Raw genomic sequence first — 11987 nt, 5'->3', positions numbered from 1 at the left:
GATCTGCGGGTCATGGGTCATCCGGCTCAGGAGCCGGCTCCGGTCCGCCGCCGGCCGCCCGCCATTCCGAGGATGACCGCGGTGGCCACCAGCGCCACGCCGCCGAACACCAGCAGTGAGCCGGCACCGCGACCACCGGCCATTCCGCCGCCCCCGGTCGCCGGACCCTTGCTGGGTGAGGCCATGTTCAGCACGGTCAGTGTGGTCGAGGCCGTCTGGCCGTTCTCGCAGCGCAGGTCGACCGGGTAGTTACCGGCCTGCTTGTCACTCGGGATGGTGACCTGCCCGGTCAGGAAACCCCTGTCCGGTTTGAGCATCACGTTCCCGAACGCGTCGGAGTGCACGTTGGACTGCCGATTGTTGTTGTCGTTGTCGCAGCTCGCCCGGATGGTGACCCGGCTACCGGCCTGGGCGCTGTTCGGCGTCACCTCGACGAAGGTGTTGTCACCGGCACGCGCCGGCGAGACCGACATCAGGACGAACGCCCCGATCAGCCCGACCAGTGTCAGTGCGGACGAGAGCGCGCGGTTGATCGTGCGGATTCCCTGCATGATTTCCCCCCAACCGGCGACGACCGCCGGAACCCTCCCCTGGGCACGTGCGCTGCTTTCCCGCTGGCGCGGGGGCAAACACGCAGGCGGGCCGGGTGGGACGGGTCAGCGCTGCCGCGGGGTGGCCCCGGTGGAGGGGAGTGGGGTGATCGGCTGCCAGTCCAGCGGGGAGGAGAGGACCATCGTGCTCGACGGCTGGCCGTACGGGGCGAGCCGGTCGATGACCCCCTCGAACTCCCCGATCGAGCCGGCGGCGACCTTCAGCACGCTGCACGCGTCCCCGGTGATCCGGTGGATCTCCAGGATCTCCGGCCAGCCGGCAACCGCGGGATCGTGCAGGATGCATCGCGCGCCGTAACAGGACATCCGGATCAGCGCGACCACGGTACGGCCGGCTCGGCTCAGGTCGACATGGGCGTGGTAGCCGGTGATGACTCCGGCCTCCTCCAGCCGGCGGACCCGCTCCGCAACCGCAGGTGGCGACAGGTGCACCCGCCGGGACAACTCGCTGAAGGAGAGCCGCGCGTCGGCCTGCAACTCGCGCAGCAATGCCCAATCCATGTCGTCCACGCTCAGACCTTACTTTCGTGAACCGACTTCGCCTAGTTGCCTTTGGTTCGCCAGGAGAACGAGCCGAGAGCCGTTGATCCGGCATTCCGTAGGCCGATCCGACCGCGGGATCATGACGTCGGCCAGTCCGGGGGAGGAGACGAGATGGTGGATCAGACGGAGCGGCGGGCGCCGAACCGCCCCGCCGCGGTGCGACCGGTGACCCCACGGCAGCGCGCCGCCCGCGCTGCCCGCAACGGCGGCGAGCCGACGTTGGAGTTCGCCGAGCGGGTGCCGTACGACGCGTACGTGCAGGCCAGCACCCTGCACCAGTTGCAGCGGCCGCTGAGCACCGACCCGGGCGAGATGTCGTTCCTGATGGTCAGCCAGATCATGGAGCTGTACTTCGGGCTGACCTGCCACGAGCTGCGGGAGACCCAGCGGTTGATCCGCGCCGACCAGCTCTGGGAGGCGTTGGCCCCGTTGCGCCGAGCCAAGCTGCACCTGGAGGGGCTCAACGCCGCGTGGCAGGGCCTGCGCTGGATGACCCCGGCCGACTTCAACCGGTTCCGCAACCTGCTCGGCGAGGGCTCCGGCTTCCAGTCGGCCATGTACCGGCAGTTGGAGTTCCTGCTCGGGTTGCGTGACCCGGCGCTGATCCGGCCGTTCCGCCGGCAGACCGAGGTGTACGCCGAACTGAGCGCCGCACTGGCCGCCCCGAGCCTCTGGGACGACGTGGTCGCGTTGCTGGCCCGGCACGGCTTCGACCTCCCGGCCGACCTGCTCGACCGGGACGTGGCGGTGGAGCACGACCCGCAGCCGTCGGTCGAGGCGGCCTGGGTACGGATCTACGCTGACGCCGGCCCGGACAACCACCTGCGGCTGCTCGGCGAGGCGCTGAGCGGTGTCGCCGAGGAGTTCGGCGACTGGCGCTGGAACCACGTCAAGGCGGTGCAGCGGACGATGGGCGCGAAGGTCGGCAGCGGAGGCTCCGCCGGTCTGGCGTGGTTGCAGCGCAGCATGGCCCGGGTGGTCTTCCCGGAGCTGTGGTCGGCCCGCACCGCGATGTGACCGGAAAGCGAGAACGAGCCATGATGACCCCAGAAGCCGAGCCGCTGGGCCTCGCCGCTGGCGAGGTGAAGGCGTACCGCCTCGACGAGGCCGACCCGGGCCACCGGCACCTGTTCCACGTGCCGCCGGCCGACGGCGGCGACCACCCCGAGTCGGCGTACCTCGCCGGCAACTCGCTCGGCCTGCAACCTCGGGCCACCCGCGACGAACTCCTGGCCGACCTGGACGCCTGGGGGAGGCTCGGCGTCGAGGGGCACCTCGAGGCGGAACGCGCCTGGCTGCCGTACCACGAGCTGTTGACCGCGCCGGCCGCCCGACTGGTCGGCGGCCGGCCCGCGGAGACCGTGGTGATGAACTCGCTCACGGTCAACCTGCACCTGCTGATGGTGAGCTTCTACCGCCCGGCCGGCGCGCGCACCCGCATCGTCATCGAGGACGCCGCGTTTCCCTCGGACAGTTACGCCGTGCGCAGCCAGGCCCGGTTCCACGGCCTGGACCCGGACGACACCGTGGTCCGGCTGCGTCCGCGTGCCGGCGAGGACGCGTTGCGCACCGAGGACGTGACCGACTACCTGGCCACCGAGGGCGACCGGGTGGCTCTGGTGCTGCTGGGCGGCGTCAACTACCTCACCGGCGAGCTGCTGGACATCCCGGCGATCACGGCTGCCGGCCGGGCGGCCGGCGTGGTGGTCGGTTGGGACCTGGCCCACGCGGTCGGCAACGTGCCGCTGGCCCTGCACGACTGGGACGTCGACTTCGCCGCCTGGTGCTCCTACAAGTACCTGAACGCAGGTCCCGGTGCCCTGGCGGGCGTCTTCGTGCACGAGCGGCACCTCGGCGACCCCGACCTGCCCCGCTTCGAGGGATGGTGGAGCACCGCGGCGGCCACCCGGTTCGAGATGACCTCGGTGTCCCGACCACCGGCCACCGTGGAGGCCTGGCAGATCTCCAACCCGCCGATCTTCGCGATGGGCCCGGTGCGCACGTCGCTGGAGTTGTTCGACGCGGTCGGTATGCCGGCGTTGCGCGCACGCAGCGCGCGGCTCACCGGCTGGCTGGAGTCGCTGCTCGACGAGGTCGTCGTCGACCGGCCGTTGCGCGTGGTCACCCCGCGCGACCCGGCCCGGCGGGGCTGCCAGCTCTCGGTGCGCATCGGCGCCGGCAGCGCCGCCGAGCTGACCAAACGCCTGCGCCACGAGTACGGCGTCATCGCCGACGCCCGTGAGCCGGACATCATCCGGTTCGCCCCGGTGCCGCTCTACTCCACGTACCACGACTGTTGGCGGGCCGCCGCCGCGCTCGCCGCGACGGTCGGGCAGTCCTCGACGAAGGGCGAACCCTCATGACCTCCCGGCGCGACGAGATCGCGATCATCGGTGCCGGGTTGGCCGGCTGTCTGGCCGCCTGCTTCCTGGCCCGGCGGGGCTACCCGGTGGCTCTCTACGAGCGCCGGCCCGACCCGCGTACCGGCACGGCGGAGCGAGGTCGCTCGATCAACCTGGCGCTCTCCGAGCGTGGGCTGGACGCGCTCCGCCGGATCGGGCTGGCCGAGCAGGTGATGACCGACGCGCTGCCGATGCGCGGTCGGATGATCCACCCGGTCGAGGGGGAGCAGCAGTTCCAGTCGTACAGCGCGGCCGGGGACCGGGCGATCAACTCGATCAGCCGGGGCGCGCTGAACAACGCCCTGCTGGACGAGGCCGCCGCGCTGCCCGGGGTGCGGATCGTCTTCGACCACCGGCTGGTCGGGCTCGACCCGACCGACTGCGCCCTGAGCTTCGAGACCCCGCAGGGCACGGTCGCCGCCAAGGCATCGGTCGTGCTGGGTGCCGACGGCGCCGGCTCCGCGGTGCGCGGGCAGTTGCTGGCGTACGGGCTGCTGAACGAAAGCGTGGACTTCCTCGACTACGGCTACAAGGAGCTGACGATCCCGCCGCTGGGTGGGGACTTCGCCCTGGACCCGGACGCGCTGCACATCTGGCCGCGCGGCACCTCGATGATGATCGCGCTGCCCAACCCGGACCGCTCCTTCACCTGCACGCTGTTCTGGCCCAACGAGGGTGCCGGAAGCTTCGCCTCGCTGACCAGCCCGGCGGAGATCGAACGGCACTTCGCCGAGCACTACCCGGACGTGGTCCCGTTGGCCCCGAACCTGGTCGACGACTACCAGCACAATCCGGTGGGTGTCCTCGGCACGGTCCGCAGCACCCCCTGGCAGGTCTACGGGACCGTCGGCCTGCTCGGCGACGCGGCGCACGCCATCGTGCCGTTCTACGGCCAGGGCGCCAACTGTGCCTTCGAGGACGTGGTCGAGCTGGACCGTTGCCTGGACGAGTGCGCCGACGACTGGGCGGCGGCGCTGCCGCTGTTCCAGCGACGCCGGCAGGAGAACGCCGAGGCCATCGCGACGATGGCGCTGACCAACTTCGTCGAGATGCGGGACAAGGTCGCCTCCCCGGTCTTCCAGCTCCGGCGGCGGGTGGAGCACGCACTGGAACGGGCCCTGCCCGGCCGGTACGTTTCCCAGTACGAGCTGGTGTCCTTCTCCACCACCCCGTACGCGGAGGTTCGCCGCCGGGTGCGCCGGCAGCACCGGGTGCTCGGCGCGGTCGCCGGTGGGGCCGCGCTGCTGGTGGTCGGCGCGATCGGTGCCGCGCTGAGCCGAGGGAGGCGTCCGTGAACGGCACCTGGGATCCGCGGCTGATGGCCGGCCACGCGCCGGCCGGCCCGCAGCGGTTGCGCAACTTCGTCTCCGGTGAGTTCGTCGACGGTGGGCCGACGTTCACCAAGGTCAGCCCGGTGACCGGCGAGCCGGTCTTCGAGGTGGTCGAGGCGTCGAAGTCCACCGTGGACGACGCGGTCGCCGCCGCCCGGGCGGCGCTGCGCGGGCCGTGGGGCCGGATGGGCGAGCGGGAACGCGCCGAGGTGCTGCGCCGCGTCGCCGACGAACTGGAGCGCCGCTTCGACGACCTGGTCACCGCCGAGGTCGCCGACACCGGCAAGTCCATCGCCCAGGCCCGCACCCTGGACATCCCGCGCGGCGCGGCGAACTTCCGGGCGTTCGCGGAGATCGTCGCGACCGCGCCCACCGAGTCGTTCACGACGGTCACCCCGACCGGCGGCCGGGCGCTCAACTACGCGCTCCGCAAGCCGGTCGGCGTGGTCGCGGTCATCGTGCCGTGGAACCTGCCGCTGCTGCTGCTCACCTGGAAGGTGGCTCCGGCGCTGGCCTGCGGCAACGCCGTCGTGGTCAAGCCCAGCGAGGAGACGCCCGCCTCGGCGACGTTGCTCGCCGAGGTGATGGCCGCCGCCGGCGTACCGGCCGGAGTGTTCAACCTGGTGCACGGGTACGGGCCGGACTCGGCCGGCGAGTTCCTCACCCGCCACCCGGGGGTCGACGCGATCACCTTCACCGGCGAATCGGCCACCGGCGGTGCGATCATGCGGGCCGCCGCCGACGGGGTGAAGGCGGTGAGCTTCGAGCTGGGCGGCAAGAACGCCGGCCTGGTCTTCGCCGACGCGGATCTGGACGCCGCGGTGGCCGGTTCGGTGCGTTCCAGCTTCACCAACGGTGGGCAGGTCTGCCTCTGCACCGAACGCCTCTACGTGCAGCGCCCGGTCTTCGAGGAGTTCACCGTCCGGCTGGCGAAGCGGGCCGGTGAGCTGGCGTACGGCTGGCCGACCGACGAGGCGACCGCCACCATGCCGCTGATCTCCCACCAGCATCGGGCGAAGGTGCTCGGCGCGTACGAGCTGGCCCGCGCCGAGGGCGCCGAGGTGCTCACCGGGGGCGGCACGCCCGCCTTCGGTGACGCCCGCGACGGCGGCTCGTACGTGCAGCCGACGGTGCTCACCGGGCTCGGCCCCGACGCCCGTACCAACCGGGAGGAGATCTTCGGCCCGGTGGTGCACGTGGCGCCGTTCGACACCGAGGACGAGGCGTACGCCCTCGCGAACGGCACCGAGTACGGCCTGGCGGCGACGGTGTGGACCCGGGACGTGGGCGTCGCCCACCGGGCCGGCGCCCGGCTGGACGCTGGCATCGTCTGGGTCAACACGTGGTTCCTGCGTGACCTGCGCACCCCGTTCGGCGGGGTCAAGGCATCCGGCATCGGCCGCGAGGGCGGCGTGCACTCGCTGAACTTCTACTCCGAACTCACCAACGTCTGCGTGGACCTGTCGTGAGCAGCCGCAGCGAGGAGCGGGCATGAAAGCTGACATCGAGGCCGCCAACCGGGAGTTGGCCGACGCGCGCACCACCGGCAAGCCGTGCCCACCGCTACGCGGCCGGCTGCTCCCGGAGGGGGACGTCGAGTCCGCGTACCGTGTGCAGCAGCTCCAGGCGCGGGCCTGGCAGGGCCGCGGTGAACGCCGGGTCGGCGCGAAGATCGGGCTGACCTCCCGGGCGGTGCAGGAGACCTTCGGGGTGTTCCAGCCCGACTTCGGGATGCTGACCGACGCCATGGCGGTCGGCGACGGGGTCGAGGTGCCCATCGACCGGCTGCTCCAGCCGCGGGTCGAGGCGGAGATCGCGTTCGTGCTCGACAAGGATCTCCCGAACCCGCAGATCACGACGGTCGACCTGATCCGTGCGGTCGACCACGTGCTGCCGGCGATCGAGATCGTCGACTCGCGGATCGCCGCCTGGGACATCTCCATCGTGGACACCGTCGCCGACAACGCCTCCAGCGGGCTCTTCGTGCTCGGCACCACGCCCCGCCGGCTCGCCGACATCGACCTGCGGCTGTGCGGAATGGTGCTGGAGCACGCCGGCGAGCCGGTCTCGGTGGGCGCGGGCGCGGCCTGCCTGGGCAACCCGCTGCACGCCCTGCACTGGGTGGCCAACACCCTCGCTCGCGCCGGTGACCCGCTGCGGGCCGGGGACGTGGTGCTGTCCGGGGCGCTCGGCCCGATGGTCCCGGTCACCCCGGGGGCGTCGTACGAGGCGCGGATCTCCGGTCTCGGCTCGGTGCGCACATCCTTCAGCGACAGGGGCGGCCAGTGACCACTAACGTGGCGGTGCTGGGATCGGGAAACATCGGCACCGACCTGATGATCAAGGTGCTGCGGCTCAGCAGCGAGCTGCGGATGGTGGCGATGGCCGGCATCGACCCGGCCTCCGACGGTCTGGCGCGGGCCCGCCGTCTCGGCGTGGCCACCACCGCCGACGGCGTGGACGGGCTCGTCGCGATGCCCGAGTTCGCCGACGTCGAGCTGGTCTTCGACGCCACCTCGGCCGGCGCGCACCGCCGCCACGACGCGGTGCTGCGCGCGCACGGACGCACGGTGGTCGACCTGACTCCGGCCGCGCTCGGCCCGTACGTGGTGCCGCCGGTCAACCTGGACGAGCACCTGCACGAGCCGAACGTCAACATGGTGACCTGCGGCGGGCAGGCGACCGTGCCGATCGTCGCCGCGGTACGCCGGGTCACCCCGGTGGCGTACGGGGAGATCGTCGCGTCCATCGCGTCCCGGTCCGCCGGGCCGGGCACCCGGGCCAACATCGACGAGTTCACCGAGACCACGGCCCGGGCCATCGAGGTCGTCGGCGGCGCCGAACGGGGCAAGGCGATCATCGTGCTGAACCCGGCGGACCCGCCGCTGCTGATGCGGGACACCGTGTACTGCCTCTGCCCGGACGTCGACGCCGACACCGACGCCATCGCCGCGTCGGTGACCGACATGGTGGCGACGGTGCAGGAGTACGTCCCCGGCTACCGGCTCAAGCAGGACGTGCAGTTCGACCGGGTGCAGGCGTACCTGCCGACGCTCGGGCGGCAGCTCACCGCGTTGCAGGTGTCGGTCTTCCTGGAGGTCTCCGGCGCGGGCCACTATCTACCGGCGTACGCCGGAAACCTGGACATCATGACCTCCGCCGCGCTGCGCACCGCCGAGCGGCTGGTCGCGCTGCGCTCGTCGGAGGTGACCGCGCGATGACCGACCTGTACATCCAGGACGTGACGCTGCGCGACGGCATGCACGCCATCGCCCATCGGTACACCGTCGAGCAGGTGCGCACCGTCGCCGCCGCGCTGGACGCCGCCGGGGTGGCCGCGATCGAGGTGGCGCACGGCGACGGACTCGCCGGCTCCAGCGTCAACTACGGCCACGGCGCGGCCAGCGACGCCGAGTGGATCTCGGCTGCCGCCGAGGTGTTGACCTCGGCGAAGCTGACCACCCTGCTGCTGCCGGGCATCGGCACCATCGCCGACCTGAAGGCCGCGAAGGCGCTCGGGGTGACAAGCGTCCGGATCGCCACCCACTGCACCGAGGCCGACATCTCCGCCCAGCACATCTCCTGGGCACGGGAGAACGGCATGGACGTGGCCGGCTTCCTGATGATGTCGCACATGAACGACCCGGCGGGGCTGGCCGGGCAGGCCAAGCTCATGGAGTCGTACGGTGCGCACTGCGTCTACGTCACCGACTCTGGTGGCCGGCTGCTGATGTCCGACGTGGCGCAGCGGGTCGACGCGTACCGGCAGGTGCTGGAGCCGGAGACGCAGATCGGCATCCACGCCCACCACAACCTGTCGCTCGGCGTGGCCAACAGCGTGCTCGCCGTCGAGCACGGTCGGATCCTCGGCGCCGGGCCGCTCGGCTCGCCGGCTGGCCGGACCGTCCGTGTCGACGCCTCCCTCGCCGGTATGGGTGCGGGTGCCGGCAACGCGCCGCTGGAGGTCTTCGTCGCGGTCGCCGAACTGCACGGCTGGCGGCACGGCTGCGACGTGTTCGCGTTGATGGACGCCGCCGACGACCTGGTCCGCCCGTTGCAGGACCGGCCGGTCCAGGTGGACCGGGAGACGCTCTCCCTGGGGTACGCGGGGGTCTACTCCAGCTTCCTTCGGCACGCCGAGCGGGCCTCGGCGCGCTACGGCGTCGACGTCCGGTCGATCCTCGTCGAGCTGGGCCGGCGCCGGATGGTCGGCGGCCAGGAGGACATGATCGTGGACGTGGCACTCGACCTGGCTGGCAAGGAGCCCTCATGATCGGACCAGACATCGCGGGGATCGCCGAGAAGCTGGGCGTGGCCGCGGCCACGGCCAGCGCAATCCCGCAGCTCGCCGCGGAGACCGGTCTCGACGTGGATGCCGCGTACAGCGTGCAGGCCGCACTGCTTCAGCGTCGGGTCGACGCCGGCGAGCGGCTGGTCGGGTTGAAGATGGGGCTGACCAGCAGGGCGAAGATGGCCCAGGTTGGCGTGGACGAGGTGATCTGGGGACGGCTCACCGACGCGATGCGGGTGCCCGACGGCGGTGCCGTGGACCGGGCCGCGTACATCCACCCCCGGGTCGAGCCGGAGGTGGCGTTCCTGCTGGACCGGCTACCCGAGCCGGGCGAGCCGGTCGGCGACTTCGCCACCGCGGTTCGCGCGGTGGCCCCGGCCATCGAGCTGATCGACTCCCGGTACGCCGACTTTCGCTTCTCGCTGCCGGACGTGATCGCCGACAACACCTCGGCCGCCGCATTCGTGATCGGGCCGTGGTCGCCGGTGCCGGCGGGGCTGGACAATCTGGGCGTGCTGCTGGAGGTCGACGGCCGGGTGGCCCAGGTCGGCTCGACGGCGGCGATCCTCGGTGATCCGCGTCGGGCGCTCGACGAGGGCATCCGGCTCGCTGGCCGGCACGGGGTGCGGCTGGAGTCGGGTTGGGTCTTCCTGGCCGGCGCCGCCACCGCCGCGGTGCCGCTGCGTCCGGGCGCACACGTGCGGGCCGTCGTGGAGAAGCTCGGCACGGCATCGCTCCGGGCCTCGTCGTGACCGCGCGGGTGGTGGCCGGCAAGGCCGTCCCACGCGGGGCGTTCCCGCACGTCAAGGTCGCCGGCGGGTTCGTCTTCGTGTCGGGTACGTCGTCCCGGCGGCCGGACAACAGCTTCGCGGGTGTGTCGGTCGACGAGTTCGGTACGACGAACCTCGACATCCGGGTGCAGGCGCGGGCGGTCATCGAGAACGTCCGGGACCTGCTGCGCTCGGTCGGCGCCGATCTCGCCGACCTCGTGCAGGTGACGTCGTACCTGGTCAACATGAACGACTTCGGTGGTTACAACGAGGTGTGGGCGGAGTTCTTCGACGCGTCCGGCCCGACCCGGACGACGGTGGCGGTGCACCAGTTGCCGCACCCGCACCTGCTCATCGAGATCCAGGCCGTGGCCCTTCTTCCCTCGGGAGGTCAGTCGTGAGTGAGATCGCAGAGCCGTTCAGTTTTCCGGGATGGATCGCGGAGAACCAGCACCTGTTGAAGCCGCCGGTGGGCAACAAGGAGATGTTCCCCGGCGGGGACGACTTCATCGTGATGGTGGTGGGCGGGCCCAACCAGCGCACCGACTTCCACGTGGACCCGTACGAGGAGTTCTTCTACCAGGTCAAGGGCAACATGCACATCAACCTGATGACCCCGGAGGGGCCGCATACGGTGCACGTGCGCGAGGGCCAGATGTGGATGCTGCCGCGCAACACCCCGCACTCGCCGCAGCGGCCGGAGGCGGGCTCGATCGGCGTGGTGGTCGAGCGGGTCCGTGAAGAGGGCACGCTGGAGACGTTCCAGTGGTACTGCCCGGAGTGCGGGCACCGGGTGCACGAGGTGGAGTTGCAGGTCCGGGACATCGCGGCCGACCTGCCGCCGGTGTTCCAGGCGTTCTACGCCGACGAGGCGGCGCGCACCTGCGCGAACTGCGGCACCCTGCACCCGGGCAAGGGCTGATGCCCGCAGGTGTGGTCGACGTGCACACGCACGTCGTACCGAAGGGATGGCCGGATCTCGGCGCGGCGTGCGGTGGGTCCGGATGGCCCTGGTTGCGGGTCGACTCCGAGCGCGCCGCCATGATCATGGTAGGGGAGACGGAGTTCCGCCCGGTCGGTGCGGAGTGCTGGGACGCGTCGCGCCGGCTGGCCGACATGGACGCCGACGGCGTGGACGTGCAGGTGGTCTCGCCCACGCCGGTCTTCTTCAGCTACGACCGTCCGGCCGACCAGGCGGTGAAGGTCGCCCGGATCTTCAACGACCTGACCCTGGAGGTCACCGCGGCCGGTGGCGACCGACTGGTGCCGTTCTGCCAGGTGCCTCTCCAGGACCCGGACGCCGCCTGCGCCGAGTTGGACCGCAGCCTGGCCGCCGGGCACGTGGGCGTGGAGATCGGCAACCACGTCGGTGACCGGGACCTGGACGACGCCGGTGTGGTCACCTTCCTCCAGCACTGCGCCGAGGTGGGCGCGCCGGTCTTCGTCCATCCGTGGGACATGCCGGGCGGTCCGCGGCTGGACCGGTGGATGGCCCGTTGGCTGACCGGAATGCCCGCCGAGACGCACCTGTCGGTGCTGGCGATGATCCTGGGCGGCGTCTTCGACCGGGTGCCGGAGACGCTGCGGATCTGTTTCGCGCACGGCGGTGGCAGCTTCCCGTTCTGGCTCGGCCGTGCCGACAACGCCTGGCAGCGCCGTGGCGACCTGGTCCGGGGCGCGTCCCACGGCCCGCCCAGCAGCTACCTTGACCGCTTCAGCGTCGACTCGGTGGTCTTCGCGCCGCCCGCGCTGCGGCTGCTGGTCGACACGCTGGGGGAGGACCGGGTGCTGGTCGGCAGCGACTACCCGTATCCGTTGGGCGAACGGCCCGCCGGCGCGGTGGTCCGCGCGGCCGACTTCCTCACCGACGGCCAGCGCCACAAGCTGCTGTCCGCCAACGCCCTGCGCTTCCTGCACGGCTGACCGCAGCCCGGCCCGCTGGTGCGTCGGCCGTTCGCCCACCGCCGGTGACGGCCACTCCCAACCACCTCGACAACCTTTGCTCTGCGGCCCGTTGTCGATCGTCGGCGCGTGTCGAG

General features: G+C 71.7%; 13 protein-coding genes. 11 read left to right on the top strand and 2 right to left on the bottom strand.

All coding sequences use genetic code 11. The features are described 5' to 3' along the window. Positions 1-26: 26 nt before the first annotated feature. Both ACQEUX_RS21085 and ACQEUX_RS21080 read right to left on the bottom strand, forming a co-directional pair. The gene (locus ACQEUX_RS21085; protein ID WP_433050975.1) at positions 27-551 is read right to left on the bottom strand and encodes a hypothetical protein; all 525 of its coding nucleotides are present in this window, start codon (positions 549-551) and stop codon (positions 27-29) included. Between the two features lie 105 nt (positions 552-656). Next, entirely contained in the window at positions 657-1121 is a 465-nt protein-coding gene (locus ACQEUX_RS21080) for an Lrp/AsnC family transcriptional regulator (RefSeq protein WP_433050972.1), read from the bottom strand. Positions 1122-1268: 147 nt separating this feature from the next. Between ACQEUX_RS21080 and ACQEUX_RS21075 the strand changes: the two genes are divergently transcribed. From ACQEUX_RS21075 to ACQEUX_RS21025, 11 genes are read left to right on the top strand one after another with little or no spacing between them, the layout of a single operon-like run. Next, positions 1269-2171, top strand: coding sequence for a tryptophan 2,3-dioxygenase (locus tag ACQEUX_RS21075; RefSeq protein WP_433057018.1), 903 nt, complete (start codon positions 1269-1271; stop codon positions 2169-2171). Between the two features lie 23 nt (positions 2172-2194). Further along, complete coding sequence (gene kynU, locus ACQEUX_RS21070; RefSeq protein ID WP_433050969.1) at positions 2195-3517, top strand: kynureninase; 1323 nt, start codon at positions 2195-2197, stop codon at positions 3515-3517. Next, on the top strand, positions 3514-4851 hold the full coding sequence (locus ACQEUX_RS21065) for an FAD-dependent oxidoreductase (protein WP_433050966.1): 1338 nt from the start codon (positions 3514-3516) through the stop codon (positions 4849-4851). Before kynU ends, ACQEUX_RS21065 begins: the two co-directional genes overlap by 4 nt. A gap of 23 nt (positions 4852-4874) precedes the next feature. After that, positions 4875-6356, top strand: coding sequence for a 2-hydroxymuconic semialdehyde dehydrogenase (locus ACQEUX_RS21060; RefSeq protein ID WP_433057014.1), 1482 nt, complete (start codon positions 4875-4877; stop codon positions 6354-6356). Between the two features lie 22 nt (positions 6357-6378). Further along, positions 6379-7176 (top strand): 2-keto-4-pentenoate hydratase, encoded by a 798-nt coding sequence (locus tag ACQEUX_RS21055; RefSeq protein WP_433050963.1) that lies wholly within the window; start codon positions 6379-6381, stop codon positions 7174-7176. Beyond that, positions 7173-8108, top strand: coding sequence for an acetaldehyde dehydrogenase (acetylating) (locus ACQEUX_RS21050; protein ID WP_433050960.1), 936 nt, complete (start codon positions 7173-7175; stop codon positions 8106-8108). Before ACQEUX_RS21055 ends, ACQEUX_RS21050 begins: the two co-directional genes overlap by 4 nt. Continuing rightward, on the top strand, positions 8105-9160 hold the full coding sequence (gene dmpG / locus ACQEUX_RS21045; protein ID WP_433050957.1) for a 4-hydroxy-2-oxovalerate aldolase: 1056 nt from the start codon (positions 8105-8107) through the stop codon (positions 9158-9160). Before ACQEUX_RS21050 ends, dmpG begins: the two co-directional genes overlap by 4 nt. Further along, entirely contained in the window at positions 9157-9930 is a 774-nt protein-coding gene (locus tag ACQEUX_RS21040; protein WP_433050954.1) for a 2-keto-4-pentenoate hydratase, read from the top strand. The genes dmpG and ACQEUX_RS21040 overlap by 4 nt, the downstream gene beginning before the upstream one ends. Beyond that, positions 9927-10349: a RidA family protein gene (locus ACQEUX_RS21035; RefSeq protein WP_433050951.1), complete on the top strand. Its 423-nt coding sequence runs from the start codon at positions 9927-9929 to the stop codon at positions 10347-10349. The genes ACQEUX_RS21040 and ACQEUX_RS21035 overlap by 4 nt, the downstream gene beginning before the upstream one ends. Continuing rightward, the gene (locus tag ACQEUX_RS21030) at positions 10346-10870 is read left to right on the top strand and encodes a 3-hydroxyanthranilate 3,4-dioxygenase (protein WP_433050948.1); all 525 of its coding nucleotides are present in this window, start codon (positions 10346-10348) and stop codon (positions 10868-10870) included. Before ACQEUX_RS21035 ends, ACQEUX_RS21030 begins: the two co-directional genes overlap by 4 nt. Beyond that, entirely contained in the window at positions 10870-11871 is a 1002-nt protein-coding gene (locus ACQEUX_RS21025) for an amidohydrolase family protein (protein ID WP_433050945.1), read from the top strand. Before ACQEUX_RS21030 ends, ACQEUX_RS21025 begins: the two co-directional genes overlap by 1 nt. The last annotated feature ends 116 nt before the right edge of the window (positions 11872-11987 follow it).

The sequence above is a fragment of the Micromonospora sp. CA-259024 genome (genome assembly GCF_050936255.1).
Classification (GTDB): Bacteria; Actinomycetota; Actinomycetes; order Mycobacteriales; family Micromonosporaceae; genus Micromonospora.
Note: the sequence above shows the minus strand (reverse complement) of the source record. Positions and strands in the feature narration are given on the sequence as shown.

Excerpts from the sequence above, each read along its gene's own strand:
- ACQEUX_RS21085 (WP_433050975.1), bottom strand. The coding sequence starts at position 551 with ATGCAGGGAATCCGCACGATCAACCGCGCGCTCTCGTCCGCACTGACA.
- kynU (WP_433050969.1), top strand. The coding sequence starts at position 2,195 with ATGACCCCAGAAGCCGAGCCGCTGGGCCTCGCCGCTGGCGAGGTGAAG.
- ACQEUX_RS21065 (WP_433050966.1), top strand. The coding sequence starts at position 3,514 with ATGACCTCCCGGCGCGACGAGATCGCGATCATCGGTGCCGGGTTGGCC.
- ACQEUX_RS21060 (WP_433057014.1), top strand. The coding sequence starts at position 4,875 with ATGGCCGGCCACGCGCCGGCCGGCCCGCAGCGGTTGCGCAACTTCGTC.
- ACQEUX_RS21055 (WP_433050963.1), top strand. The coding sequence starts at position 6,379 with ATGAAAGCTGACATCGAGGCCGCCAACCGGGAGTTGGCCGACGCGCGC.
- dmpG (WP_433050957.1), top strand. The coding sequence starts at position 8,105 with ATGACCGACCTGTACATCCAGGACGTGACGCTGCGCGACGGCATGCAC.
- ACQEUX_RS21040 (WP_433050954.1), top strand. The coding sequence starts at position 9,157 with ATGATCGGACCAGACATCGCGGGGATCGCCGAGAAGCTGGGCGTGGCC.
- ACQEUX_RS21025 (WP_433050945.1), top strand. The coding sequence starts at position 10,870 with ATGCCCGCAGGTGTGGTCGACGTGCACACGCACGTCGTACCGAAGGGA.